The organism is Pantoea sp. SJZ147 (genome assembly GCF_007828605.1).
Taxonomy (GTDB): domain Bacteria; phylum Pseudomonadota; class Gammaproteobacteria; order Enterobacterales; family Enterobacteriaceae; genus Pantoea; species Pantoea allii.
The window spans coordinates 204,447-229,449 of sequence record NZ_VIVB01000006.1 but is presented as its reverse complement, the minus strand read 5'-3'; the positions used below and the strand labels follow the sequence as shown (position 1 = coordinate 229,449).

The window sequence follows — 25,003 nt, the reverse complement described above, 5'->3', positions numbered from 1 at the left end:
CGATGAATTGATAATTATTATCACCTGCACTATTGTGGCTGCGTTTTTAATTTTGGAGCCATTACTGGGTTGAATCATGACAACGGAATCCTCGTTGATCGGTGCTGAAGAGGGCCATCAGCACACACTGACAAACTATCATCAGGTTGTGCGCCGCCGCCTGTTCTGGCTGGGCGCGCTGCTGATAGCAATACTCGCCTCACTCATTCTCGATTTTACGCTCGGTCCGGCAGGGCTTTCTTTATCCGTGCTGTGGCACACACTGCTGTCTCCCGAGAGCGTTGATGCGGGTACACGCGTGATCGTCTGGGATATCCGCTTACCCTATGCATTAATGGCCATTGTTGTCGGCCTGGCGCTCGGCCTGGCCGGGGCGGAAATGCAAACCATCCTGAATAATCCCCTTGCCAGCCCCTTCACGCTGGGCGTGTCCTCTGCGGCCGCGTTTGGTGCAGCGCTGGCCATTATTCTGGGCGTGGGTATTCCCGGTATTTCCGGGCAGTGGTTTATTTCAGCTAACGCGTTTCTGTTTGCCCTGTTCGCCGCATTAATGCTGGACGGGATTACACGCTGGACCCAGGTGTCCTCGTCAGGTGTGGTGCTGTTTGGTATCGCCCTGGTGTTTACCTTCAATGCACTGGTTTCGATGATGCAGTTTATCGCCAGTGAAGATACGCTGCAGGGACTGGTGTTCTGGACCATGGGCAGCCTGGCGCGCGCGTCCTGGGAAAAACTGGGTGTACTGAGTGCAGCCTTTGCGGTGCTGGTTCCTTTCTCCATGCTCAGTAGCTGGAAGCTCACCGCGCTGCGGCTGGGGGAAGACAGGGCGATCAGTTTTGGTATCGATGTGCGTCGCTTGCGTCTGGCGACTCTGCTGCGCATCAGCGTGCTTTCCGCACTGGCGGTCGCTTTCGTTGGCCCCATTGGCTTTATTGGCCTGGTCGCACCCCATATTGCACGCATTATGTTTGGTGAAGATCATCGCTTTTATTTGCCTGCCAGCGCACTTACCGGTGCACTGGTGCTGTCGCTGGCTTCCGTGGCGTCGAAGAACCTGATCCCTGGCGCGATCATTCCGGTCGGCATTGTCACTTCGCTGATTGGTGTGCCGTTCTTCCTGAGTATTATTCTGCGCCATCGGGGGAATGTGTGATGGAACAAGGTTTAAGCCTGGGCGGTTTCACCACCGGTTACCCTAAACGTCGGGTGATTGAAAACCTGAATGTCGCGCGTTTGCCGCGTGGCGAGATTACGGTATTGCTTGGACCGAACGGCTGCGGCAAATCAACGCTGCTGCGTGCACTGGCCGGGCTGAATAAAGGGCAGGGCGAACTGTGGCTAAACGGGGAAGACCTGATGACCCAGCCTTTCGCGCGCCGTGCCAGGCAGGTGGTTTATTTACCCCAATCCCTGCCGGCGGGTGTTCACCTGCACGTGCTGGAGTCCATTATTGTGGCGCAGCGTGCCTCTAGTGGATTACACAGTGCCGCCAGCGAAGCGGACGTGATGGTGTTGCTGGAGCAGTTGGGCATCGCTCATCTGGCCATGCGTTATCTCGACCAGCTGTCTGGCGGACAAAAACAGTTGGTTGGCCTGGCGCAGTCACTTATTCGCCGGCCTGCGCTGCTGCTGTTGGATGAACCGCTCAGCGCGCTGGATTTAAATTACCAGTTCCACGTGATGGATTTGGTCCGGCGCGAAACCGCGCTGCGCAATATGGTTACGGTGGTGGTGGTGCACGACATCAATATCGCCTTGCGCCACGCTCAGCATGCGTTGATGCTCAAAGAGGGCAAACTCATTGCTGAAGGCGCGCCGGATCACGTCATTACACCCGCCACGCTGGCGCAGGTTTACGGCGTGCAGGGCCGCATTGAGCACTGTTCGCGAGGAACACCGCAGGTCATGATTGACGGGCTGGTCCAGGAAGGGCTGGCGTAGAATCCGGGGATTGCTCAGGCAATCCCCTTTTTTATATCACCCTACCAACAGGTGTTGCGCATGGAAGCGCAGGTGATCTTCGACAAAACTGGCAATGAAGAAGTAACTGTGATCGTAGCCAGGCTGGATACGCAGTGTTAATGGAAAGCCCATCTCCTGGGCAATCGCTTCTAAGCGCTCCGGCTGGAGTTGATCGGCCAGGAACTGATCGCTGTCGCCCTGATCGATCAACAACGGCAGGCGATGCTGAACGTTATGCATCAACTGACAGCTGTCATACGCGCGCCAGGCCTGGCGATCTTCTCCCAGATAGGCCGTGAATGCTTTCTGACCCCAGGGAACGTCGCACGGGTTGACGATAGGCGCAAACGCCGAGGCAGACGCAAAGCGATTGCCCAGACGTAATGCCAGCATCAGTGCGCCATGTCCACCCATGGAGTGCCCCATGATTGACTGACGTTCACTGACCTTAAAGTTATCGGCAACCACTGCGGGCAGCTCTTCACTGAGGTAGTCGAACATACGGTAGTGGCTTGCCCAGGGCTGTTGCGTGGCATTAAGGTAAAAGCCCGCGCCCTGACCCAGATCATAGCCCTCGTCATTGGCGACCTGCTCACCGCGTGGGCTGGTATCTGGCATGATTAACACCAGACCCAGCTCGGCGGCAACACGCTGCGCGCCCGCCTTGGTGGTGAAGTTTTCATCATTGCAGGTCAGCCCCGCCAGAAACCACACCACCGGCGGTGGGGAATCACCGCGCGGGCTTGGCAAATAGATACTGAACGTCATCGGGCAGTTCAGCACCTGTGACTGATGACGCCAGCGCTGCTGCCAGCCGCCAAAAATTCGATGCTCTTCCAGCAGCTCCAGAGTAGATGTCATAGCGCCCCCGATTACTTATTAAAATGCACGACGGAGCGGATCGATTTTCCATCATGCATTAAATCAAAGGCGTCATTAATCTCTTCCAGCGGCATGGTGTGCGTGATGAAATCATTCAGGGCAAATTTGCCGTCCAGATAATCCTGCACAATACCAGGCAACTGTGAGCGGCCTTTTACGCCACCAAAGGCAGAGCCACGCCAGACACGACCAGTAACCAGTTGGAACGGACGCGTCGAAATTTCCTGACCCGCACCCGCCACCCCAATGATCACCGACTCACCCCAGCCTTTATGACAGCACTCAAGGGCAGAGCGCATGACGTTGACGTTACCGATACATTCAAATGAGAAATCCACCCCGCCGTCGGTGAGTTCAACAATCACATCCTGAATGGGTTTGTCATAATCTTTCGGGTTAATCAGATCGGTCGCGCCCAGCTTACGGGCCAGATCGAACTTGCTGGTGTTGATATCAATACCAATAATGCGACCGGCTTTGGCCATTTTTGCGCCGATGATTGCGGATAGTCCAATACCGCCCAGACCAAAGATGGCAACGGTATCGCCTTCTTTAACCTTAGCCGTATTCATCACCGCACCCATGCCGGTGGTCACACCACAGCCCAGCAGGCACACTTCTTCCAGCGGGGCTTCTTTACTGATTTTTGCCAGCGAGATTTCAGGCACGACGGTGTATTCAGAGAAGGTGGAGGTGCCCATATAGTGGAAAATGGGCTTGCCGTCTTTGAAGAAACGCGTAGTACCGTCAGGCATCAGACCTTTGCCTTGCGTGGTACGAATGGCCTGACACAGGTTGGTTTTACCGGACAGGCAGAACTTACATTTGCCGCATTCTGGCGTGTAAAGCGGGATCACGTGATCGCCCACTTCAACGCTGGTCACGCCTTCGCCCACCGCTTCAACAACGCCACCGCCTTCGTGACCCAGAATGGCCGGAAACACGCCTTCGGGATCGCTGCCAGACAGTGTGTAAGCATCGGTATGACAGACGCCGGTCGCGACGATACGCACCAGCACTTCCCCTTTCTGCGGCGGCATTAAATCCACTTCTTCGATTTTCAGCGGTTCGCCTGCGGCCCAGGCTACGGCGGCGCGGGTTTTGATCATGTTCATGCAATCCCTCTTACAGTCAGATTGTGACGCGACATGGCGTCTGGATGGTCGTGATAAGTTAAAAATAGCGCGGAAACACTATTCCGCTGCATGCAATGGATGCATCAGCTCATCATTGAGCGGACGATCGTGAAATTGTTCGATAATAAGGTACTTCAGCGCCTCAACGTTGGGCGTGAAGGCATCGCGTCGCCACATCAGCCAGGTGGCGGTGTCGCGGTATTCAGCCGGAAGGCTGTGTACCTGCACACGGGCGCGGTCTGGCATCTGTTTCAGGACCGACGCCGGTATCATGGCAACGCCAGCACCGCCCGCCACACAGGCCAGCATGGCGTGATAGGACTGAATCTCCATCACCGTGTTAGGTGCCGCCTGGCTGTCGCGATACCATGCTTCAAGTTTAACCCGGTAGGAGCAGCTGTTACGAAACGCAAACAAGGTATCCTCCTGGGTGTCCCGTGCGCAGGTCACCGGGATATGGTCAAGGTCGGTGATTAAAACCATTTCCTCGCGAAAGGCAATGCAGCCATTGAGATCGTCGTGTTGAACCGGTCCATCGACCAGGGCTGCCGCCAGGGTGCCTTCGCGCACCCGATCGATAATTTCTCCCGAGGTGCCGGTGATCAGCGATAAGGCGACCGCAGGAAAACGTTGATGGTAGGCAGCAAGAAGGCCGGGCAGGCGCGTCGCCGCCGTGCTCTCCATGGAGCCAAGCGCGAAGTTACCGCCAGGCTTACCCGCCCGGGTCATACTTAATGCTTCATCACTCAACGCCAGAATACGCTGTGCGTAATTAAGGAAATTATGGCCCATAGGCGATAACCGGATGCGCTGTTTTTCGCGAATAAACAGATCCACCCCCAATTCCTCTTCCAACTGGCGCAGGCGCGTGGTGAGATTGGACGGTACCCGATGCAAGTGTTCTGCCGCACGGGCCAGGGAACCGCTCTCTGCCACGGAACAGAACATACGTAACTGAACTAAATCCATAGTGTTCTCTTACCGTAAACAAGTTGCTTAAGATTATTCACTTTTTGTGAGTTTAAGCATCGTTCATGCTATAAGCAAGTTTCAACGCAAAAAACTGAGGTACCAGATGGCGTTTCGCGTGGCGATAAGTGCATTTTTAACCTTGTTTGTGGCTATGGGAATAGGGCGCTTTACCTTTACCCCGCAGGTGCCCTTGATGATCCAGGAACATCAGTTAACCCTCACCAGTGCCAGCCTGGTGGCGGCGTTAAACTACCTGGGTTATCTGTGTGGTTCTTTTGATGCCATGCGCGCGCACCAACGCGTTGAGCTGCGTCTGCAACTGGGAATATGGGGCACCGTTGTACTGACGGCGTTGTCAGCCCTGGCTGACGGGCCTGGATGGCATGGGGTGATCCGCTTTGTTATTGGTTGGGCCAGCGGCTGGGCGATGGTGCTGGTCGCGGCGTGGAGCAACGAGCAACTGCACCACCATGGCCGTCCCGGCCTGTCGGCAGCGGTGTTTGCCGGGCCGGGCGCAGGCATTTTTGTCAGCGGCCTGTTGGCCGTGGCGCTACACAGTTTACAGGTCAGCGCAGCACTGGCCTGGTCGGTTTATGCAGCGCTGGCAGCGGTACTGGTCGCGCTTATCAGCCGCAACCTGCCGCGCGCGGGTGAACTGCATCGGCCCGAACAGGCCCCGCAACCGCTGGTTCTGACCCGCAACCTGAAGCGACTGGTTCTGAGTTACAGTCTGGCCGGCTTTGGCTATATTTTGCCAGCAACCTTTCTTTCACAGATGGCGGCGGCGCGTTTCCCTGACAGTGCCACGGCCCAGTTTGTCTGGCCGGTATTCGGTGGGGCGGCAGTTGTGGGTATTGTGTTAGGCATTGCTACTCGCCGGACAGGCAGCAGCCATGCCCGCTTAGCCGTGGTGCTGTGGGCGCAGGCGTTGGGCGTGCTGGCGGCGGCGCTGCTCCCTGGATTCAGCGGCCTGCTAACAGGCGCGCTGCTGGTCGGCGGGGGCTTTCTGTGCGTGGTGCAGCTGTCGCTGCTCTGCGCCCGTGAGCTGGCACCGCAACATATGCGTTACATGGCCGGGCTGCTGACAACCGGATATGCGATTGGGCAGTTGGCAGGGCCGATGCTTTCCTCGCTTTCAACGCTGTTCTTACATCGCCTGGAGCCTGCCTTGTGGGTCGCCGGTGCCAGCCTGATATGGGCAGGGCTGCTGGTCTGGCGGCGGGCAGCATGAAAAGCTTTCATCCCCAATCAGATTGATTGCTGGATTACCTGCACAGAAAGTTTCACAATACGCGCTCAGTAATATGACCCGCTGGCAACAAACGGCGGGCGCAACACCTGCCGGAGAAGAGTAAGATGAGTACCTTAAGTCAGGAAGCTGCACTGGTCCACGAAGCGCTGCTGGCGCGTGGACTGGAAACGCCGCTGCGTGCACCCACGCGTGAAATAGACGATGAAACGCGTAAAAGCCTGATTGCAGGCCATATGACGGAAATCATGCAGCTGCTGAATCTGGATCTTGAAGATGACAGCCTGATGGAAACCCCGCACCGCATCGCCAAAATGTATGTCGATGAGGTCTTTTCCGGTCTCGATTATGCCAACTTCCCCAAAATCACCCTCATTGAAAACAAGATGAAAGTGGATGAGATGGTCACGGTTCGCGACATTACGCTGACCAGCACCTGCGAACATCACTTTGTGATTATCGATGGGAAAGCGACGGTTGCCTACATCCCCAAAGATAAAGTGATTGGCTTATCGAAGATCAACCGTATCGTACAGTTTTTCGCACAGCGGCCTCAGGTGCAGGAGCGTTTAACCCAGCAGGTTCTGCTGGCGCTGCAGACGCTGTTGGGCACCAACAACGTTGCCGTCTCGATTGATGCCGTTCACTATTGTGTCAAAGCACGCGGCGTGAAGGATGCAACCAGCGCGACCACGACGACCTCGCTGGGCGGCCTGTTTAAATCCAGCCAAAACACCCGTCAGGAATTTCTGCGCGCGGTACGTCATAACTAAAGCTGACAGGCGGGCGCGGCTGTCGTCTGCCTGATACTTCAGGATTCCACATGCAACGCTACCTCGTGCTGGATTTCATTCGGGGCTGTGCCATTCTCGGCATTCTGGTGTTAAACATTATTGGCTTTGGTTTACCTTCCGCCGCGTATCTCAATCCCGCCTGGCAAGGCAGCGTCACGCTCTCTGATGCCTGGACATGGGCCATTTCCGACATCTTTGCCCAGCTCAAATTCCTGACGCTATTCGCTCTGCTGTTTGGCGCAGGACTGCAAATGCAGCTGTCACGCGGCAGTCGCTGGCTGAGTGCCCGTTTATCCTTGTTAGTGGTGCTGGGATTTATTCACGGTGTCTTTATCTGGGAAGGGGATATTTTACTGGATTACGGCATTATCGGGCTGATCACCTGGCGTATGTTGCGTGATGTACCTTCAACGCGGGGGCTCATTAACACGGGCGTCCTGCTCTATCTAATGGGATGTGCCGTATTGCTGGTGTTCGGGCTTATCTCCAGCCCTGAACCTTCGCCATCGTGGCTGCCGGGTGCTGCCGGGATTCAGTATGAGCAGTTTTGGAAGCTGACGGGTGGGCTGGCTGCCGTGCAGATTCGTCTGGACCACCTTTCCTCGGGCCTGATGGCACTGGTGGCGCAGTATGGCTGGCAACTGGCCGGATTGATGATGCTGGGTGCTGCTCTGGTGCGCTGTGGCTGGCTGAAAGGCGCCTTTCCGGTGCACCACTACCGGCGCGTAGCCGCAATGTTATTGCCGCTGGGGTTACTGATCGCTACTGTCGGTGTTGCCGCACAGTGGTGGGTCGACTGGGATTACCGCTGGAGCGCTTTTTTTCTGCAACTGCCGCGTGACCTGGCCAGTCCATTGATCAGTCTTGGCTATGTCGCATTATGTTTCGGCTTTTGGCCTTCTCTCCAACGCTGGCGGCTGAGCTATGCCATCCGCTGCGTGGGCAGGATGGCGCTCAGCAACTATCTGTTGCAATCCCTGATATGCACCACGCTGTTTTACCGCTTCGGCTTGTTTATGCATTTCTCACGGCTACAGCTGGTTATGCTGGTACCGGCCATCTGGTGCGTTAACCTGCTGTTTTCTGTGCTGTGGTTGCGCTATTTCCCGCAGGGCCCAATGGAATGGGTCTGGCGTCGTCTGACGCAAATTGCGGCAGGTACCTCATCCACTTCCCCTTCTGAAAGATAATGACCGCCATCACAAAGGTTACAGAATTGTATGTAACCGTTTTCATTGATGTGACGTAATTCACGCTGCACGCCCGTCTTCCCTGACAAAATAGCGCCGGTGTTGTAACTGGCATAATGCCTTATCTCTCTGGAAGTGCTGCATGATAACGATTCGTGATGTTGCGCGTCAGGCCGGTGTGTCGGTCGCTACCGTTTCGCGCGTACTAAATAACAGCAGCGCGGTCACCGCTGAAACACGTGATGTGGTGTTACAGGCGGTTGACGCTCTGGGCTATCGCCCAAATGCCAATGCACAGGCGCTGGCAACCCAGGTGAGCGATACCATCGGGGTGGTCGTCATGGATGTGTCCGACCCCTTTTTTGGCGCGCTGGTCAAGGCGGTAGACACGGTGGCACAGCGCGTACATAAACATGTTCTGATCAGTAACTCCTGGCACCATGAAGAGAAAGAACGTCACGCGATTGAGGTACTGATTCGCCAACGCTGCAATGCGCTGGTGGTGCACGCGAAAACGCTTTCAGACGCGGAACTGGCTGATTTTATGAGCCAGGTGCCCGGTATGGTGGTGATTAACCGTAGCGTGCCGGGTTTTGAGCACCGTTGCGTCAGCCTTGATAATGTAACAGGCGCATTGATGGCCTCAAGAATGCTGCTGCAACAGGGTCATTGCCGCATTGGCTATCTGTGTTCCAGCCATCCTATCGAAGATGTCGCGCAGCGGCGGGAAGGCTGGCTGCAGGCAATGGCAGAGCAGGGTATTCGCCCGCAGGAAAGCTGGATTGCCAGCGCGGAGCCTGATATGCAAGGGGGCGAAGCGGCAATGGTGGAACTCCTGGGCCGCAATCTCAACCTCAGTGCCATCTTCACCTACAACGACAGCATGGCGGCGGGGGCCCTCACGGCCTTAAAAGACAACGGTATTCAGGTGCCCCAGCATTTTTCAGTGGTGGGCTTCGATGATATCCCGATTTCACGTTATACCGATCCTCAACTGACCACGGTCCGTTATCCTATTGTTTCTATGGCGAAACTTGCCACTGAGCTGGCGCTTCAGGGCGCGGCGGGCTGTATCGACAGCAGTGCAAAACACATCTTTATGCCGACGCTGGTACGCCGCCACTCGGTGGCGCAAAAGCAAATTGTGGAGTCCGTCACTAATTCAGGCGATTCAGCGATGTAACCGTTTTCAATCTGTGATTGTATTCACAGTTAATTAACATTGCTCTCACTATGATGGCAGCGTCTAACAGTACTGAAACATTATGTAACGCCACTCTCTTCATGAGGGGGCCGACCGGGCGTCGGTTTACATGGTTCATGACACGCACTATGGATGCATTGCCTACACGGAAGTCACGGAAGTCGAGTTTTGCATGGCACAGCAGGGGCTCCGCCTGATAAAGCGCATCCTGCCTCGCCGAATAATTCTACCTGATGTTCTGACGCCTTCTGGGCGGCTGAACAAAAAAAGACCCTGCAAAAAAAACCGGAGATACCATGAATAAGAAGGTTTTCACGCTCACAGCACTGGTTGCCAGCATGATGTTTGGTGCAACTGCTCATGCCGCTGACACACGCATCGGCGTGACCATTTACAAATACGACGACAACTTTATGTCGATGGTTCGTAAAGATATCGAGAAAGAAGCCAATACACTGGGCGGCATTCAGCTGCTGATGAATGACTCACAGAACGATCAATCCAAACAGAACGATCAAATTGACGTGCTGATGGCAAAAGGCGTGAAAGCGTTAGCCATTAACCTGGTTGACCCGGCTGCGGCGGCCGTTGTCGTGCAAAAAGCCCGTGCTAACGATATTCCCGTGGTGTTCTTCAATAAAGAGCCTAACGCTAAAGTGCTGGCCGGCTATGACAAAGCTTACTACGTGGGTACCGACTCTAAAGAGTCAGGCGTGATTCAGGGCAAACTGATTGAGAAGCACTGGAAAGCGACCCCAGCATGGGACCTGAATAAAGATGGCGTCATCCAGTATGTTCTGCTGAAAGGCGAGCCGGGCCATCCTGATGCAGAAGCACGTACCAAATATGTTATCGACACGCTGAACAAAGACGGCCTGAAAACCCAGAAGTTAGCGATGGATACGGCTATGTGGGATACCGCTCAGGCGAAGGATAAGATGGACGCATGGCTGTCTGGTCCAAACGCTAAGAAAATTGAAGTGGTTATCGCTAACAACGATGCAATGGCAATGGGCGCAGTTGAAGCACTGAAAGCGCACAACATGTCTTCCATTCCGGTATTCGGTGTGGATGCGTTGCCTGAAGCGCTGGCGCTGGTTAAGTCAGGTGCAATGGCGGGTACCGTGCTGAATGACGCGGAAAACCAGGCGAAAGCGACCATTGATATGGCGAAAAACCTTGCAGATGGCAAACCGGCTACGGCAGGCACCAACTTCAAGATGGTAGATAAGATCGTCCGCGTACCTTATGTACCGGTCGATCAAGAAAACCTGTCTCAGTTCCAGAAATAAGTTTTTGCAGATGGGCGCGGCAGCTGCTGCGCCTTTTTTATGTCATCACCGTTTTTTAGCCAGGTAAATTATGGCCAGTGATAATACGACCGCGCAGCGCGAATATCTGCTGGAAATGACCGACGTCAGTAAATCATTTCCCGGCGTGAAAGCTCTCGATAACGTTAATTTAAAAGTGCGGCCTCACTCCGTTCATGCACTGATGGGTGAAAACGGCGCTGGTAAATCGACGTTGTTAAAGTGCTTATTTGGTATCTATAAAAAAGATACCGGCAGTATTCTTTTTCAAGGGCAGGAAATTGATTATAAAAGCTCCAAAGAAGCGCTGGAAAACGGCGTATCAATGGTGCATCAGGAATTAAATCTGGTATTGCAACGCACCGTGATGGACAACATGTGGCTTGGGCGTTATCCACGCAAAGGCTTCTTTGTCGATCAGGACAAAATGTACCGTGATACCAAAGCGATTTTTGACGAGCTGGATATCAACATCGATCCTCGTGATAAAGTCGCCCATCTCTCTGTCTCGCAAATGCAGATGATTGAGATTGCTAAAGCGTTTTCCTATGACGCAAAAATCGTGATCATGGATGAACCGACTTCCTCCTTAACGGAAAAAGAAGTTAATCATCTGTTCACGATTATCCGTAAGCTGAAAGATCGCGGCTGCGGTATTGTTTATATCTCGCATAAGATGGAAGAGATCTTCCAGCTGTGCGATGAAATTACCATCCTGCGTGATGGTCAGTGGATTACGACTCAGCCGCTTGAAGGGCTGGATATGGATAAGATCATCGCCATGATGGTCGGACGTTCACTGAGCCAGCGCTTCCCGGATCGTATCAACGTCCCGGGAGAAACCATTCTTGAGGTGCGTAATCTGACCTCACTGCGTCAGCCTTCTATTCGTGATATTTCGTTTGATTTGCGTAAAGGGGAGATACTCGGCATTGCCGGGTTAGTGGGTGCAAAACGTACTGATATCGTTGAAACGCTGTTTGGCATTCGCGAAAAATCAGGCGGCACCATTAAACTGCATGGTAAAACGATTAACAATCATACGGCCAATGAAGCCATTAACCACGGCTTTGCACTGGTGACGGAAGAGCGTCGTTCTACCGGTATTTATGCCTTTTTGGATATTGGCTTTAATTCTCTTATATCCAATATCAAAAAATATAAGAACAGTATTGGCCTGCTGGATAATAAACGCATGAAAAGCGATACCCAATGGGTGATCGATTCCATGCGGGTAAAAACCCCTGGGCATCATACGCAAATTGGTTCCCTTTCTGGTGGTAACCAACAGAAAGTGATTATTGGACGCTGGTTGCTGACTCAGCCCGAAATATTAATGCTCGATGAACCGACGCGCGGGATTGATGTGGGTGCCAAATTCGAGATTTACCAGTTGATGGCGGAGCTGGCAAAGAAAGAAAAGGGCATCATTATTATCTCTTCCGAAATGCCAGAGCTGTTAGGCATCACCGATCGTATTCTGGTAATGAGTAACGGTCTGGTAGCCGGCATTGTTGATACGAAAACTACCACGCAGAACGAAATATTGCGTTTAGCGTCATTACACCTTTAATGAAGTAAGGGCTGTTAACATGAAAGCGACTACAAAAAAGAATGCGCTAACCTGGCTTAAAGAGGGCGGCATTTATGTCGTACTGCTGGTACTACTGGCTATTATTATTTTCCAGGACCCGACATTTTTAAGTTTAATGAACCTGAGTAACATTCTCACCCAGTCCTCGGTGCGTATTATTATCGCATTGGGCGTCGCCGGGCTGATTGTGACCCAGGGTACGGACCTGTCAGCAGGCCGTCAGGTGGGACTGGCGGCGGTTGTCGCGGCAACGCTGCTGCAGTCGATGGATAACGTCAATAAAGTGTTTCCACACATGGAAACCGTACCGATCCCAGTGGTTATTCTGATCGTCTGTGCAATTGGTGCAGTGATTGGGCTGGTTAACGGTATTATTATTGCCTATCTCAAAGTGACGCCGTTTATTACCACGCTCGGCACCATGATTATCGTTTACGGTATTAACTCCCTGTATTACGACTTTGTGGGTGCGTCACCTATCGCAGGCTTTTATGACGGCTTCTCAACCTTTACTCAGGGGTTCCTGCGTTTCGGTGATTTCAAGCTGTCGTACATCACGTTCTATGCGCTGGTTGCCATCGTTTTCGTCTGGATTCTGTGGAATAAAACCCGCTTTGGTAAAAACATTTTTGCCATCGGGGGCAACCCGGAAGCGGCGAAAGTCTCAGGCGTCAATGTTAACCTGAACCTGATTTTAATTTATGCCTTGTCCGGTGTGTTTTATGCCTTCGGCGGCATGCTGGAAGCGGGCCGTATCGGCTCAGCCACCAACAACCTCGGCTTTATGTATGAGTTAGATGCAATAGCAGCCTGCGTCGTCGGCGGGGTCTCCTTCGCCGGTGGTGTGGGTACTGTTGCGGGCGTGGTTACCGGTGTTCTGATCTTTACCGTTATCAACTACGGTTTGACCTACATCGGTGTGAACCCTTACTGGCAGTACATCATCAAGGGCGGCATCATTATCTTTGCTGTGGCGCTCGACTCGCTGAAGTATTCGCGTAAAAAATAACAGCAGTGGCAATCATACAAGCGGCCTCCGGGCCGCTTTTTTTGGGCCGTGCACATGCGTCTTCGTCAGCTGGTCTTTAGGCCGGGCACGGCCTTAATATCATCAGTTCATCAGCTAAAATCGCAAACCCGCAAACCCGCAAACCCGCAAACCCGCAAACCCAGAAATCCGTAAGTCGATAAGTGCATAAACTGGCCAGTGAAGAACAGTCTTCTGCGTGCCTGCTCGTCTTCTGCCCTCGACGGGCGCTGGATGCGATGTTGCCTTTTCGTATGATTTCTAACACTGAGAGTAGAACGGCAGAACGGCAGAACGGCAGAACGGCAGAACGGCAGAACGGCAGAACGGCAGAACGGCAGAACGGCAGAACGGCAGGATGAAAAGATGGCAGGGCAGGAAGCGCCGTGCGAAGTCTCGTCAGCCCTTTCAGTTAAGGAAAAGCAGCACTGAGCTGGCGGGATAACTAACGGCGTTTCTGTTCGAGTTCCAGCAGTTGTTCCGGGGTCACGGCCGGATAGCTTTGTGCATCTTCAGGTATCTCATGCACGGCAGGGATCGGTACCAGCGGGCCAAGGAAACGCGGTTCGCGCTTCAGTAAAAACAGGTCCGCCAGCGCGCCAAGACGTGCACCCACTTCTCGCATCCGCACGCTGAGCATATTTTTAGGGGACGGCACCGCGTAGCACTGAGCCTGAATGCCGAGATGCAAGGCGATAAACAGTGCCCGCTCGCAGTGAAAGCGCTGGGTGATGATAATAAAGTCATTGGTATCAAATACCTTGCGCGTGCGCACAATCGAATCCAGCGTACGGAAGCCGGCATAGTCCAGCACGATATCAGCAGGATCGACACCGCCTTTAATCAAATCGCGCCGCATTGTCATCGGTTCGTTGTAGCTTTGCTGTGCATTGTCACCGCTCAACAGCAGGTAGTTAACTTTACCGCTGTTATAGGCGTTGAGCGCGCCCTGCATTCGGTAGAGGTAATACTGATTAATCACACCCGTGCGGTAATATTTCGCCGTCCCCAGCACGACGCCCACCTGACGATGGGGGAGCGACGCGAGGTTGTCATAAATATAAGGTGCCGTTTTCCAGCTGATCCAGCGATCAAGGCCGAACGCCGTCGCCACCATCGTTAAGATGATGAAAAGCAGAGCAATGAAAACGCGTTTCAGCATGCGCCTGAGCACTCGAGATCAGAAGTTTTGGTGGGACAAGGCTACTTGAGCTACACCTGCTAAGCAAGTTTACCCCGTTTGGCTGGTGTAAATTTGAGCTGCGCTGAATCAATGACGACCCAGCGCAGCAATTTTTAGATCGAGGTACGGCGATAATGGCGGTATTGAGGCAGCCAGAAATTGTTCGCGATGGACTGTGACAGCACGTCTTCTGAGGTCACCACTGCCACGCCAGCCAGCTGCGCGGCTTTACCCACTTCCATGGCGATAATCTTCGACACGCCCTGAATATCTTTGATTTCAGGCAGTACCGGCCCTTCACCGTCGTTCACCAGCGGTGAGCAATCCGCCAGCGCACGGCTGGCTGTCATCAGCATGGTATCGGTGACGCGGGACGCGCCAGAGGCGATCACACCCAAACCGATACCCGGGAAGATGTACGAGTTGTTGCACTGCGCAATCGGGTAGGTTTTGCCGTTCCAGGAAACCGGTGAGAACGGGCTACCGGTGGCCACCAGCGCTGCACCATCGGTCCAGGCAATAATGTCTGCTGGGGTGGCTTCAACGCGCGAGGTTGGGTTGGAAAGCGGCATCACAATAGGACGTTTGCAGTGCTTATGCATCTCACGGATGATCTCTTCCGTGAACAGGCCAGGCTGACCTGACACACCGATTAAAATGTCGGGCTGTGCATTACGCACGACGTCCAGCAGGGAGATAGCGTCGCTTGACGTATCCCAGTCTTTAAGATTGTCGCTTTTCTGCACCAGCCTGCTCTGGAAATCCAGCAGGTTAGGCAGTTTGTCGGTCAGCAGACCAAAGCGATCCACCATCATAACGCGACTACGTGCTTCGTCGTCGCTCAGACCTTCCGACTTCATTTGGGCAACAATCTGCTCAGCAATACCACAACCGGCGGAACCTGCGCCCAGGAAAACGACCTTCTGCTCGCACAGGCGGCTTCCGGCAGCGCGGCTTGCGGCAATCAGGGTGCCGACGGTCACGGCAGCGGTGCCCTGAATGTCGTCATTGAAGCAGCACACTTCATCACGGTAGCGCTCCAGCAGCGGCATCGCGTTTTTCTGTGCAAAGTCTTCAAACTGCAACAGCACTTTCGGCCAGCGGCGTTTAACGGCCTGAATGAATTCATTTACAAAGGCATCATATTCTTCACCGGTGATACGTGGATGACGCCATCCCATATACAAGGGATCGTTCAGCAGTTGCTGGTTATTGGTACCCACATCCAGCACAACGGGCAGCGTGTAAGCCGGGCTGATACCGCCACATGCGGTGTACAGTGACAACTTCCCGATTGGAATGCCCATACCGCCAATGCCCTGATCGCCCAGGCCAAGGATGCGCTCACCGTCAGTGACCACAATCACTTTTACGTTCTGCTTGGTGGCGTTTTGCAGCATGTCTTCGATGTGCGCACGATTGGGGTAGGAGATGAATACGCCGCGTGCGCGACGATAAATTTCCGAGAAATGTTCGCAGGCGGCACCGACGGTTGGGGTATAAATAATCGGCATCATCTCTTCGAGATGGTTGTCCAGCAGGCGGTAAAACAGCGTTTCGTTGGTGTCCTGAATGTTGCGCAGGTAAACATGTTTATCGTTATTGTTTTTAAAGTCCTGAAACTGACGCCATGCGCGTTTTGCCTGCTCTTCGATGGATTCTACTGCTTCAGGCAGTAAGCCATTGAGATTGAACTCATTGCGCTCTTCGATGCTGAAGGCGCTGCCTTTATTCAGCAGCGGAAATTCCAGCAAAATAGGGCCAGCATAGGGAATATATAGCGGGCGTTTACTTTCGTATTCGAGTTCCATGCAGTCATGCTCCGGTTGCAAGTTTTCCTGGCGCAATAATCAAAGAGTAGGGTGGACGCCAGTTTTATTGTGATGACGAAGGCCTGGCGCCAGATCCTATGAAATTTCTCGCCGATGTACAGCTTTTGTAAATAAAAGATTTAGAAACTGTTTAAAACCGTGCCGCACATTACGCTTTTGCCAGGGGCACCTGCGTCAGTTGATCGCAACCCAGCGCGCGTAATGTCGCCTGAGTAGCCGAAAACTGATCCAGAGCAGGCTGGTGCGTCTGGGCCAGTGCGGCGGCCTGGATATCGTGACAGGACTCACCTGCCATGTTCAGTAAAATCAGTGCGGCCTGCAGCGGCGGCAGGCTGGGATTGAACGCCGCGTTTTCTGCATAGCGTCCGCTAAAAATTCGGCCTGAGACGGTCTGTAACGCGACACCGCTAAACGCCCGGCTGTAAGGTGCATGAGAGCGATTGGCCGCCTTAACCGCGGCCTGAGCCAGCGCATCGCCCGTTACTACGTAGCCCTGGTCCACATCATCCATCAGGCGTTCCATAATCTGCAGATCACCCGGGCCAAACGCATCGGGCAGGTAATGCGCCAGCGTCTGTACGTCACGCTGCGGCAGGCTGATGCGAATGTCTGTACCGCTGTTGAGTTCGTTCATGAACTGGCGACAGTGACCGCAAGGCGTGTAGTTGACAGTGATGCTTTCAAGGCGCGATTCGCCACGCAGCCAGGCGTGGGTGATGGCGCTTTGCTCCGCATGAACGGTTTGCTGCATGGTCGCACCGGTAAACTCCATATTGGCACCGAAATACCAGTTACCGCTCACGCCACGCGCGATAGCACCGACGTTAAAATGCGACAGTGTCGCCACCGCGCAGGCGGCGGCGACCGGCAGCAGCGCCAGCGCCAGGGCATCTGCATCCAGTTTGGTTTGCGCCTGCAACAGGGTGACCTGCTCGGCCCGCAGCATCGCGTCAAATCCCGGCTCGCTCAGCACCGGGCGAAGCGCGGTTTGCAGTGCAGCGGGGAGTCCTTCAACGGCAGAGTGGAAACGTGGATGCATGGAAGCCTCATTCAATCATCAGAGCGGTATGCCAGACATCGGTTTATATGTGATCTCCGTCGCTCTGACAATGCAACTTGTCTTACAGTTTTCAACTTTGCGAGATCTCTCCCAAAGTTTTAGCCAAACCAGTGCAGCAACAGCGGGAAAACAAAGGGAGCCAGTAACGAGGTGATGATGCCGCAAATCACCAATGCCAGCGAACTAAAGGCGCCTTCCTGAAAATCAATTTCCGCCGCCCGTGCCGTTCCCAGTGCATGAGAGGCATTACCAATCGCCAGGCCGCGTGCCGCTTTGCTCTTCACGCCTAACAGATTCAGTAGCATATGACCAAATACGGCGCCCAGCACGCCCGCGATCAATACACAAATCGCGCTAATCGCAGGAATGCCGTGCAGCGATTGGGAGACCGCCATGGCAATCGGGGTGGTCACCGATTTTGGCAAAATCGTGGCGGCGATTTCTGGGGTTGCGCCCATCCACAGCGCAATGGCGGTGCCCGAAATCATTGCCGTCAGGCTACCAATCACGCACACGCCGATAATGGATTTCCAGCGGGCACGGATTTGATGCATCTGTTCATACAGCGGCAGCGCCAGGGCCACCACCGCGGGTTGCAGCAGCTGATTCAGCACCTCGCTGCCAGCGAAATAACGGGCATAGGGCATGTGCAGTAACAGCAGGATGGGAATAATCACGGCCATGGAAACCAGTAACGGATTCAGCAACGATATCTTCAGTCTTGCCGCCAGCTTGCGCGCCAGTAAAAACGCCCCGACAGTGAGTGGCAACGACCACCAAATATCACTCATCGTTAACCTCTTTGGCCGTAGGTCGTGAATGCAGTTTATGGGCACTTAACCCCACAATGGCAAGGACAGCGAAGGTACTGACAAGGCAGGAGACGACAACAGGACCGAATTGCGCGGTGAGGATATCGGTGTAATTCATGACGCCCACGCTGATGGGCACAAACAGCAGCGCCATGTAGCGGATAATCAGATGACAACCCGGCTTGACCCAACGCACGGGCAGGATTTGCGACGCAAGCAGCGCAAACATAATAAGCATGCCGATGATGCTGCCGGGCAGGGTGATGGGCAGCAGCAGGGCTATGCCGTTTCCTGCATATAAGCAAAGATAAATAATGATAAAAGCGCGCAGATAACGCCAACTCATCGTTAGCACGGTGTGCATGACAGGCTCCTGTTTTTAACGGGTTTTATCATACGCACTAACGGCCTGGCCTGCCAGCAATCAGCCGTGTGGCTGAAGCGCCATCCCCGGCGGTAAACCGCAGAGGATGGCCAGAGGACTATTTCACCGGCATGCCAGGTACGGCACCGCTGTCTACGGACAGGACAAACAGATCTTTGCCACCGGGGCCGGCAGACAGCACCATGCCTTCCGACACGCCAAACCGCATTTTACGCGGCGCAAGGTTGGCCACGATGATGGTCATCTTGCCGACCAGCACCGCAGGATCGGGATAGGCCGCACGAATGCCTGAGAAAATCTGGCGCTTCTCACCGCCCAGATCCAGCTCAAGACGCAGCAGTTTGTCCGACCCTTCGACTAATTCCGCTTTCTCAATCAGCGCGACGCGCATATCCACTTTGGCAAAATCGTCGATGGTAATGGTATCGCCAATGGGCGCATCCGCCAGTGGGCCGGTTACCGCCGGTTTATTGGCTTCTGCCGCATCCACTTTTGATGCCTCAATCAGGCCTTCAACCTTCGCCATTTCAATACGACCATAAAGCGCCTTAAATGGCGCGACCTGATGATTCAGCAGCGGCTGTTGAATCGCATCCCAGTGCAGTTCGCTGTTCAGGAACGCTTCAGCACGTTCGGTCAGCGATGGCAGCACCGGTTTCAGCCAGGTCATCAGGATGCGGAACAGGTTGATGCCCATTGAGCAAATGGCCTGGAGGTCTGCATCACGGCCTTCCTGCTTCGCCACCACCCAGGGTGCCTGCTCATCAACATAGCGATTCGCCAAATCGGCCAGCGCCATGATTTCACGAATGGCCCGGCTGAATTCACGGCTCGCCCAGGCTTCACCAATCTTCTCTGATGCGTCCAGGAAGGTTTGATACAGGGCGGGATCGGCCAGTTCCGCTGACAGCTTGCCGTCAAAACGTTTAGTGATGAAACCGGCATTACGCGAGGCAAGGTTGACCACTTTGTTGACGATATCGGCGTTGACGCGCTGGACAAAATCTTCCAGGTTCAGGTCAATATCATCGATACGTGAAGAGAGCTTCGCCGCGTAGTAGTAGCGCAGGCTGTCGGCATCCAGATGCTGTAACCAGGTGCTGGCTTTGATAAAGGTACCGCGTGACTTCGACATTTTTGCGCCATTGACGGTCACGTAACCATGCACAAACAGGTTATTCGGTTTACGGAAACCGCTGCCTTCCAGCATGGCCGGCCAGAACAGACTGTGGAAGTAGACAATGTCTTTACCGATGAAGTGATACAGCTCCGTGGTTGAATCCTGCTGCCAGAATTCGTCGAAGTTGATATCGCCACGCTTGTCACACAGGTTTTTAAACGATCCCATGTAGCCAATAGGTGCATCCAGCCAGACGTAGAAATATTTGCCCGGCGCGCCAGGGATTTCAAAGCCAAAGTAGGGCGCATCACGGGAGATATCCCACTGCTGCAGTCCCGACTCAAACCACTCCTGCATTTTGTTCGCGACCTGCTCCTGCAGTGCACCAGAACGCGTCCAGGCGCGCAGCATTTCGCTGAACGACGGCAGATCAAAGAAGAAGTGTTCAGAGTCACGCAGGACCGGCGTCGCACCGGAAACCACGGATTTCGGGTCGATCAGCTCAGTCGGGCTGTAGGTCGCGCTGCACACTTCACAGTTATCACCGTATTGATCGGGTGACTTACATTTCGGGCAGGTGCCTTTGACGAAACGGTCCGGCAGGAACATGCCTTTTTCCGGATCGTACAGCTGAGAAATCGTGCGGTTTTTAATAAAACCGTTCTCTTTCAGGCGACCATAAATGAGCCCGGCAAGCTCACGGTTTTCATCGCCATGCGTAGAGTGATAGTTGTCATAGCTGATATTGAAACCGGCGAAATCTGTTTCATGCTCGTGTTTCATTTCAGCAATCATCTGCTCCGGCGCAATACCAAGCTGCTGCGCTTTCAGCATGATCGGTGTGCCGTGAGCGTCATCGGCGCAGATGAAGTAAACCTGATTGCCACGCATTCGCTGATAACGCACCCAAATGTCCGCCTGGATATGCTCGAGCATGTGACCGAGATGAATTGAGCCGTTTGCGTAAGGCAGGGCGCAGGTTACCAGAATTTTTTTAGCGACTTGAGTCATAGTTTGCGTAGCTTTCAGTTAAGTAAAAAAACGGGCTTAGATGGTAACCGATGGGCACAGCCGCGTAAACACAAGGGATTTCCGATGCGCAACAGCCCGCGAAACGATCGGCATCTGATAGAATTGTTATTACCTCGCTGTAACACAGCGCAAGCACAGCAGAAAAAGGAGTGGGGATGACAGCGCAATCCCGGGAACCGCATACACCAGAAGCCTTACGCGCCGTTGTTGTCGGCGTGCTGAGCAGCTTTGAACATCCGACGCTTCAACGTAACCTGATTGCCCTCAAGGCATTACATCATGTGGCGCTGCTCGATGGCACGCTGCACATTGAATTGCTGATGCCGTTTGCCTGGAACGGTGCATTTGAAGACGTTAAAGCCGAAACCAGTGCTGAGCTGCTGAGGCTAAGCGGCGCGCAGGCGATTGACTGGCGCTTAAGTCATGATATCGCCACCCTGAAACGGGTTAAGAATCACCCTGGCGTCAACGGGGTGAAAAACATCATTGCCGTCAGCTCCGGTAAGGGCGGTGTCGGCAAATCGAGTACGGCAGTCAATCTGGCGCTGGCGTTGATAGCGGAAGGTGCGCGCGTGGGTATCCTTGATGCCGATATCTATGGCCCGTCCGTGCCCAACATGTTGGGTTGCGAAAAAGAGCGTCCCACGTCGCCCGACGGCACGCATATGGCCCCTGTTCTGTCCCACGGGCTGGCAACCAACTCCATCGGCTATCTCGTGACAGATGATAATGCGATGGTATGGCGCGGGCCGATGGCCAGCAAAGCGTTGATGCAGTTGCTTACTGAAACCCTGTGGCCAGACCTGGATTATCTGGTGCTGGATATGCCGCCAGGTACCGGCGATATTCAGCTCACCCTGGCGCAAAGTGTGCCGGTGACCGGCGCGCTGGTGGTGACCACGCCGCAGGATATTGCCCTGATTGATGCGCGCAAAGGCATGGTGATGTTTGAGAAGGTTAACGTGCCGGTGCTGGGCGTTGTTGAAAATATGAGCATTCATATTTGCAGCCAGTGCGGCCATCATGAACCGATTTTCGGCACGGGCGGTGCGCAACGGCTGGTGGACGATTATGGCACCCGGCTGCTGGCGCAGCTTCCGCTGCATATTCACCTGCGCGAAGATCTCGACGATGGCGAACCCACCGTGATCCGTCGTCCGCACAGCGAGTTCGCGGCACTTTATCGCCAGCTTGCCGGGCGGGTGGCTGCCCAGCTTTACTGGCAGGGTGAGGTGATTCCGGGCGATATCGCCTTCCGGGCGCTTTAGCGCGCGTCGGCATCGCTGGTGTAAAGCGAGGCCGCGGGATAGTGCATCAGCACATAGTTGCCCTGTTCGCTTTCACCCTGTGAAATGATTTTCCAGCCGCGCTGCAAATAAAAGGTTTGCGCGGCTTTATTCATTTCCAGGCACTTCAGTGCTCCGGTAGAGGTAAAACGTGACTGCACCTCGTCAAGTAAAGCGCTGCCCACGCCACGACTCTGGAACGCAGGATCGACATACAGGCTATGCAGGAAGTTATCGTTTTCCATCAGCCCGGCAAAGCCCGCCCGATGACCATCCAGTTCGGCAACCAGAACGGTTTCGCCAGGGATGACCCGATCAAAGTCTTCAAGCTGCCAGTCATCGTTTTCAATCCAGTTCCAGTTATGACGGCGTGCGGCCAAAAACAGGGTTCGCAAAAAGGGGCGATCGGCCTCAGTAAACAATCGAATATGCACATCATGCTCCGTTAAGTCTTTTTAACAAACCTGGCAGGGATTGCCAAAAAAGCAAAAGCAGAACAAATGTCATCTTTTTCACGGTACACTGCTCGATGGTGCCGTTTGGGGAGAATGCGATGCGCCGTCAGTTTTTACGCGTGGTATTTGGCGCATAAGCAAGTAAAGAGTGACGTTACGAACAGCACCGCTCGCAAAAAAGCGGTTTTTTCCCTGAAAGATCATGACGATCGGCGTTTGATAGCTTTCGTTTATTTTATTGATAACGAGCGCTTATTAGATGTTGGCCCAGAAAATTTGTAACCTGCATCACATATTCTAAAGGAGGCCATCACATGTCCATTATCAATACCAAAATTAAGCCGTTCAAAAACAGCGCTTTTAAAAACGGCGAATTCATTGATGTAACCGAGAAAGACGTTGAAGGTAAATGGAGTGTTTTCTTCTTCTATCCAGCTGACTTCACTTTCGTTTGCCCGACCGAACTGGGCGACGTAGCGGATCACTACGAAGAGTTCCAGAAAATGGGCGTGGACATCTATTCCGTGTCTACCGATACCCACTTTACCCACAAAGCCTGGCACGGTTCTTCCGACACCATCGCTAAAATCAAATATGCGATGCTGGGCGATCCAACTGGCGCGCTGACCCGCAACTTCGACATCATGCGCGAAGACGAAGGTCTGGCTGACCGTGGTACGTTCATTGTTGACCCACAGGGTATTATCCAGGCGGTAGAAATCACCGCTGAAGGTATCGGTCGTGATGCGTCTGATCTGCTGCGCAAAGTGAAAGCAGCACAGTACGTCGCGTCTCACCCAGGTGAAGTGTGCCCGGCAAAATGGAAAGAAGGTGATGCTACGCTAGCGCCGTCTCTGGACCTGGTTGGCAAAATCTAATTTCGCATCGATACGTCGATCATTTTCTCATCGGGTGCTGCGGCACCCGATTTTTTGACCAGGAACTCACTATGCTTGATACCAATTTAAAAACGCAGCTCAAAGCCTACCTTGAGAAACTCACCAAGCCTGTGGAGTTGATTGCGACGCTGGATGATGGCGCAAAATCAACGGAGATTCGCAATCTGTTGGTCGATATCGCGAGCTTGTCTGACAAAGTCAGCTTCCGTGAAGAGAACGATCGTCAGGTGCGTAAGCCCTCATTTTTAATCACCAACCCTGGTGCGAATAACGGCCCACGTTTTGCCGGTTCCCCGCTGGGTCACGAATTTACCTCACTGGTGCTGGCGTTGCTACAGACCGGTGGGCACCCGTCCAAAGAAGCGCAAAGCCTGCTCGATCAGATTGTGGCAATGGATGGGGATTTCCATTTCGAAACCTATTATTCACTGTCGTGCCACAACTGCCCGGATGTGGTGCAGGCATTAAACCTGATGGCGGTGCTGAATCCCCGCATCAGCCACACCGCGATTGACGGCGGTCTGTTCCAGAATGAAATTCAGGAACGCAATGTGATGGGCGTGCCTGCTGTCTATCTGAATGGCAAAGCCTTTGGTCAGGGACGTATGAGCCTGGCCGAGATCGTCAGTAAAGTTGACACCAATGCAGACAAGCGTGCAGCAGAAGAGCTGAACAAACGCGATGCTTACGAGGTTCTGATCGTCGGTAGCGGCCCGGCTGGCGCGGCTGCGGCCATCTATTCTGCACGTAAAGGCATCCGTACTGCGTTACTGGGCGAGCGTTTCGGTGGACAGGTACTGGATACCGTCGATATCGAAAACTACATTTCCGTCCAGAAAACGGAAGGGGCCAAACTGGCCGGCGCCCTGCGTGCCCACGTAGATGACTACAATGTGGACGTCATTGACAGCCAGAGCGCCATTAAACTGATTCCGTCTGCGGTCAAAGGCGGCTTGCACGCCATTGAAACCGCTTCCGGCGCGGTCCTGAAATCACGCAGCATCATCCTTGCCACCGGTGCGCGCTGGCGCAACATGGGCGTGCCAGGGGAAGAGCAATATCGCACCAAAGGCGTAACCTACTGCCCACACTGTGACGGTCCTCTGTTTAAAGGCAAACGCACCGCGGTGATCGGTGGCGGTAACTCTGGTGTCGAAGCGGCTATCGATCTGGCGGGCATTGTTGAACACGTGACGCTGCTGGAGTTCGCCAGTGAAATGCGTGCGGACAAAGTGCTGCAGGACAAACTGCGTAGCCTGAAAAACGTGGATGTGATTCTTAATGCACAAACCACCGAAGTGAAAGGCGACGGCAGTAAAGTCACGGGCCTGCAATATCTGGATCGCACCAACCAGACCACCCATGAGCTGGCGCTGTCGGGCATTTTTGTTCAGATCGGCCTGCTGCCTAACACCAACTGGCTGGAAGGCGCGGTTGAACGCAACAAGATGGGCGAAATCATGATCGATGCGAAATGCGAAACCAGCCTGAAAGGCGTTTTCGCAGCAGGGGACTGCACCACCGTTCCTTACAAGCAAATCATTATTGCCAGCGGTGAAGGTTCAAAAGCCTCTTTGAGCGCGTTTGACTACCTGATTCGCACCCAGCCTGCGCACTAA

General features: G+C 53.9%; 22 protein-coding genes. 12 read left to right on the top strand and 10 right to left on the bottom strand.

Going from position 1 to position 25,003, the window contains the following annotated elements:
- Positions 1-76: 76 nt before the first annotated feature.
- Both FBY13_RS11145 and FBY13_RS11140 read left to right on the top strand, forming a co-directional pair.
- Entirely contained in the window at positions 77-1,153 is a 1,077-nt protein-coding gene (locus FBY13_RS11145) for an iron ABC transporter permease (RefSeq protein WP_096010843.1), read from the top strand.
- Positions 1,153-1,941 carry an ABC transporter ATP-binding protein gene (locus FBY13_RS11140; RefSeq protein ID WP_145394161.1) on the top strand — a complete coding sequence of 263 codons (789 nt, stop codon included), beginning with the start codon at positions 1,153-1,155 and terminating at the stop codon, positions 1,939-1,941. Before FBY13_RS11145 ends, FBY13_RS11140 begins: the two co-directional genes overlap by 1 nt.
- A gap of 36 nt (positions 1,942-1,977) precedes the next feature.
- On the opposite strand, the gene fghA is transcribed toward FBY13_RS11140, so the two are convergent.
- The 3 genes from fghA to FBY13_RS11125 form a co-directional block, all read right to left on the bottom strand.
- Entirely contained in the window at positions 1,978-2,823 is an 846-nt protein-coding gene (fghA, locus tag FBY13_RS11135) for an S-formylglutathione hydrolase (protein WP_063880216.1), read from the bottom strand.
- Positions 2,824-2,834: 11 nt separating this feature from the next.
- Positions 2,835-3,959: an S-(hydroxymethyl)glutathione dehydrogenase/class III alcohol dehydrogenase gene (locus tag FBY13_RS11130; RefSeq protein WP_063880215.1), complete on the bottom strand. Its 1,125-nt coding sequence runs from the start codon at positions 3,957-3,959 to the stop codon at positions 2,835-2,837.
- Positions 3,960-4,037: 78 nt separating this feature from the next.
- A complete protein-coding gene (locus FBY13_RS11125) occupies positions 4,038-4,949 on the bottom strand; it encodes a LysR family transcriptional regulator (RefSeq protein ID WP_063880214.1) in 912 nt (303 codons plus the stop codon).
- Positions 4,950-5,055: 106 nt separating this feature from the next.
- Between FBY13_RS11125 and FBY13_RS11120 the strand changes: the two genes are divergently transcribed.
- The 7 genes from FBY13_RS11120 to mglC all read left to right on the top strand — a co-directional run bounded on the left by FBY13_RS11120 (position 5,056) and on the right by mglC (position 13,302).
- Positions 5,056-6,183 carry a YbfB/YjiJ family MFS transporter gene (locus FBY13_RS11120; RefSeq protein ID WP_096010840.1) on the top strand — a complete coding sequence of 376 codons (1,128 nt, stop codon included), beginning with the start codon at positions 5,056-5,058 and terminating at the stop codon, positions 6,181-6,183.
- 125 nt (positions 6,184-6,308) lie between these two features.
- Positions 6,309-6,974 (top strand): GTP cyclohydrolase I FolE, encoded by a 666-nt coding sequence (folE, locus tag FBY13_RS11115; RefSeq protein ID WP_014594111.1) that lies wholly within the window; start codon positions 6,309-6,311, stop codon positions 6,972-6,974.
- Positions 6,975-7,024: 50 nt separating this feature from the next.
- Entirely contained in the window at positions 7,025-8,185 is a 1,161-nt protein-coding gene (gene yeiB, locus FBY13_RS11110; RefSeq protein WP_145394160.1) for a DUF418 domain-containing protein YeiB, read from the top strand.
- A 142-nt stretch (positions 8,186-8,327) separates the two neighbouring features.
- Positions 8,328-9,368 (top strand): HTH-type transcriptional regulator GalS, encoded by a 1,041-nt coding sequence (gene galS, locus FBY13_RS11105; RefSeq protein ID WP_109717372.1) that lies wholly within the window; start codon positions 8,328-8,330, stop codon positions 9,366-9,368.
- 317 nt (positions 9,369-9,685) lie between these two features.
- On the top strand, positions 9,686-10,681 hold the full coding sequence (gene mglB, locus FBY13_RS11100) for a galactose/glucose ABC transporter substrate-binding protein MglB (protein ID WP_063881216.1): 996 nt from the start codon (positions 9,686-9,688) through the stop codon (positions 10,679-10,681).
- A 70-nt stretch (positions 10,682-10,751) separates the two neighbouring features.
- A complete protein-coding gene (mglA, locus tag FBY13_RS11095; RefSeq protein WP_145394159.1) occupies positions 10,752-12,272 on the top strand; it encodes a galactose/methyl galactoside ABC transporter ATP-binding protein MglA in 1,521 nt (506 codons plus the stop codon).
- Positions 12,273-12,291: 19 nt separating this feature from the next.
- Complete coding sequence (mglC, locus tag FBY13_RS11090; protein WP_063880208.1) at positions 12,292-13,302, top strand: galactose/methyl galactoside ABC transporter permease MglC; 1,011 nt, start codon at positions 12,292-12,294, stop codon at positions 13,300-13,302.
- Positions 13,303-13,765: 463 nt separating this feature from the next.
- On the opposite strand, the gene sanA is transcribed toward mglC, so the two are convergent.
- The 6 genes from sanA to metG form a co-directional block, all read right to left on the bottom strand.
- Positions 13,766-14,482: an outer membrane permeability protein SanA gene (gene sanA, locus FBY13_RS11085; protein ID WP_063880207.1), complete on the bottom strand. Its 717-nt coding sequence runs from the start codon at positions 14,480-14,482 to the stop codon at positions 13,766-13,768.
- Between the two features lie 134 nt (positions 14,483-14,616).
- The gene (locus tag FBY13_RS11080) at positions 14,617-16,314 is read right to left on the bottom strand and encodes an NAD-dependent malic enzyme (RefSeq protein WP_063880206.1); all 1,698 of its coding nucleotides are present in this window, start codon (positions 16,312-16,314) and stop codon (positions 14,617-14,619) included.
- Positions 16,315-16,483: 169 nt separating this feature from the next.
- Positions 16,484-17,374, bottom strand: a complete 891-nt coding sequence (cdd, locus tag FBY13_RS11075; RefSeq protein WP_145394158.1) for a cytidine deaminase — start codon at positions 17,372-17,374, stop codon at positions 16,484-16,486.
- Between the two features lie 119 nt (positions 17,375-17,493).
- Entirely contained in the window at positions 17,494-18,186 is a 693-nt protein-coding gene (locus FBY13_RS11070) for a CidB/LrgB family autolysis modulator (RefSeq protein WP_145394156.1), read from the bottom strand.
- Entirely contained in the window at positions 18,179-18,571 is a 393-nt protein-coding gene (locus FBY13_RS11065) for a CidA/LrgA family protein (RefSeq protein WP_063880203.1), read from the bottom strand. Before FBY13_RS11065 ends, FBY13_RS11070 begins: the two co-directional genes overlap by 8 nt.
- 118 nt (positions 18,572-18,689) lie before the next feature.
- Positions 18,690-20,723 carry a methionine--tRNA ligase gene (gene metG, locus FBY13_RS11060; protein ID WP_063880202.1) on the bottom strand — a complete coding sequence of 678 codons (2,034 nt, stop codon included), beginning with the start codon at positions 20,721-20,723 and terminating at the stop codon, positions 18,690-18,692.
- Positions 20,724-20,899: 176 nt separating this feature from the next.
- Here metG and apbC point away from each other — a divergent pair, with 176 nt between their 5' ends.
- Complete coding sequence (gene apbC / locus FBY13_RS11055; protein WP_109717369.1) at positions 20,900-22,012, top strand: iron-sulfur cluster carrier protein ApbC; 1,113 nt, start codon at positions 20,900-20,902, stop codon at positions 22,010-22,012.
- On the opposite strand, the gene FBY13_RS11050 is transcribed toward apbC, so the two are convergent.
- Positions 22,009-22,464 (bottom strand): GNAT family N-acetyltransferase, encoded by a 456-nt coding sequence (locus tag FBY13_RS11050; RefSeq protein WP_145394155.1) that lies wholly within the window; start codon positions 22,462-22,464, stop codon positions 22,009-22,011. The genes apbC and FBY13_RS11050 overlap by 4 nt on opposite strands.
- A gap of 335 nt (positions 22,465-22,799) precedes the next feature.
- Between FBY13_RS11050 and ahpC the strand changes: the two genes are divergently transcribed.
- Both ahpC and ahpF read left to right on the top strand, forming a co-directional pair.
- Positions 22,800-23,363: an alkyl hydroperoxide reductase subunit C gene (gene ahpC / locus FBY13_RS11040; RefSeq protein ID WP_096010829.1), complete on the top strand. Its 564-nt coding sequence runs from the start codon at positions 22,800-22,802 to the stop codon at positions 23,361-23,363.
- A 71-nt stretch (positions 23,364-23,434) separates the two neighbouring features.
- Positions 23,435-25,003, top strand: a complete 1,569-nt coding sequence (gene ahpF, locus FBY13_RS11035; RefSeq protein WP_145394154.1) for an alkyl hydroperoxide reductase subunit F — start codon at positions 23,435-23,437, stop codon at positions 25,001-25,003.

Excerpts from the sequence above, each read along its gene's own strand:
- cdd (WP_145394158.1), bottom strand. The coding sequence starts at position 17,374 with ATGCATCCACGTTTCCACTCTGCCGTTGAAGGACTCCCCGCTGCACTG.
- FBY13_RS11130 (WP_063880215.1), bottom strand. The coding sequence starts at position 3,959 with ATGAACATGATCAAAACCCGCGCCGCCGTAGCCTGGGCCGCAGGCGAA.
- sanA (WP_063880207.1), bottom strand. The coding sequence starts at position 14,482 with ATGCTGAAACGCGTTTTCATTGCTCTGCTTTTCATCATCTTAACGATG.
- ahpF (WP_145394154.1), top strand. The coding sequence starts at position 23,435 with ATGCTTGATACCAATTTAAAAACGCAGCTCAAAGCCTACCTTGAGAAA.
- galS (WP_109717372.1), top strand. The coding sequence starts at position 8,328 with ATGATAACGATTCGTGATGTTGCGCGTCAGGCCGGTGTGTCGGTCGCT.
- fghA (WP_063880216.1), bottom strand. The coding sequence starts at position 2,823 with ATGACATCTACTCTGGAGCTGCTGGAAGAGCATCGAATTTTTGGCGGC.
- mglB (WP_063881216.1), top strand. The coding sequence starts at position 9,686 with ATGAATAAGAAGGTTTTCACGCTCACAGCACTGGTTGCCAGCATGATG.
- mglC (WP_063880208.1), top strand. The coding sequence starts at position 12,292 with ATGAAAGCGACTACAAAAAAGAATGCGCTAACCTGGCTTAAAGAGGGC.
- FBY13_RS11125 (WP_063880214.1), bottom strand. The coding sequence starts at position 4,949 with ATGGATTTAGTTCAGTTACGTATGTTCTGTTCCGTGGCAGAGAGCGGT.
- FBY13_RS11065 (WP_063880203.1), bottom strand. The coding sequence starts at position 18,571 with ATGCACACCGTGCTAACGATGAGTTGGCGTTATCTGCGCGCTTTTATC.
- FBY13_RS11140 (WP_145394161.1), top strand. The coding sequence starts at position 1,153 with ATGGAACAAGGTTTAAGCCTGGGCGGTTTCACCACCGGTTACCCTAAA.
- metG (WP_063880202.1), bottom strand. The coding sequence starts at position 20,723 with ATGACTCAAGTCGCTAAAAAAATTCTGGTAACCTGCGCCCTGCCTTAC.
- FBY13_RS11070 (WP_145394156.1), bottom strand. The coding sequence starts at position 18,186 with ATGAGTGATATTTGGTGGTCGTTGCCACTCACTGTCGGGGCGTTTTTA.
- FBY13_RS11080 (WP_063880206.1), bottom strand. The coding sequence starts at position 16,314 with ATGGAACTCGAATACGAAAGTAAACGCCCGCTATATATTCCCTATGCT.
- mglA (WP_145394159.1), top strand. The coding sequence starts at position 10,752 with ATGGCCAGTGATAATACGACCGCGCAGCGCGAATATCTGCTGGAAATG.
- folE (WP_014594111.1), top strand. The coding sequence starts at position 6,309 with ATGAGTACCTTAAGTCAGGAAGCTGCACTGGTCCACGAAGCGCTGCTG.
- ahpC (WP_096010829.1), top strand. The coding sequence starts at position 22,800 with ATGTCCATTATCAATACCAAAATTAAGCCGTTCAAAAACAGCGCTTTT.
- FBY13_RS11145 (WP_096010843.1), top strand. The coding sequence starts at position 77 with ATGACAACGGAATCCTCGTTGATCGGTGCTGAAGAGGGCCATCAGCAC.
- FBY13_RS11120 (WP_096010840.1), top strand. The coding sequence starts at position 5,056 with ATGGCGTTTCGCGTGGCGATAAGTGCATTTTTAACCTTGTTTGTGGCT.
- yeiB (WP_145394160.1), top strand. The coding sequence starts at position 7,025 with ATGCAACGCTACCTCGTGCTGGATTTCATTCGGGGCTGTGCCATTCTC.
- apbC (WP_109717369.1), top strand. The coding sequence starts at position 20,900 with ATGACAGCGCAATCCCGGGAACCGCATACACCAGAAGCCTTACGCGCC.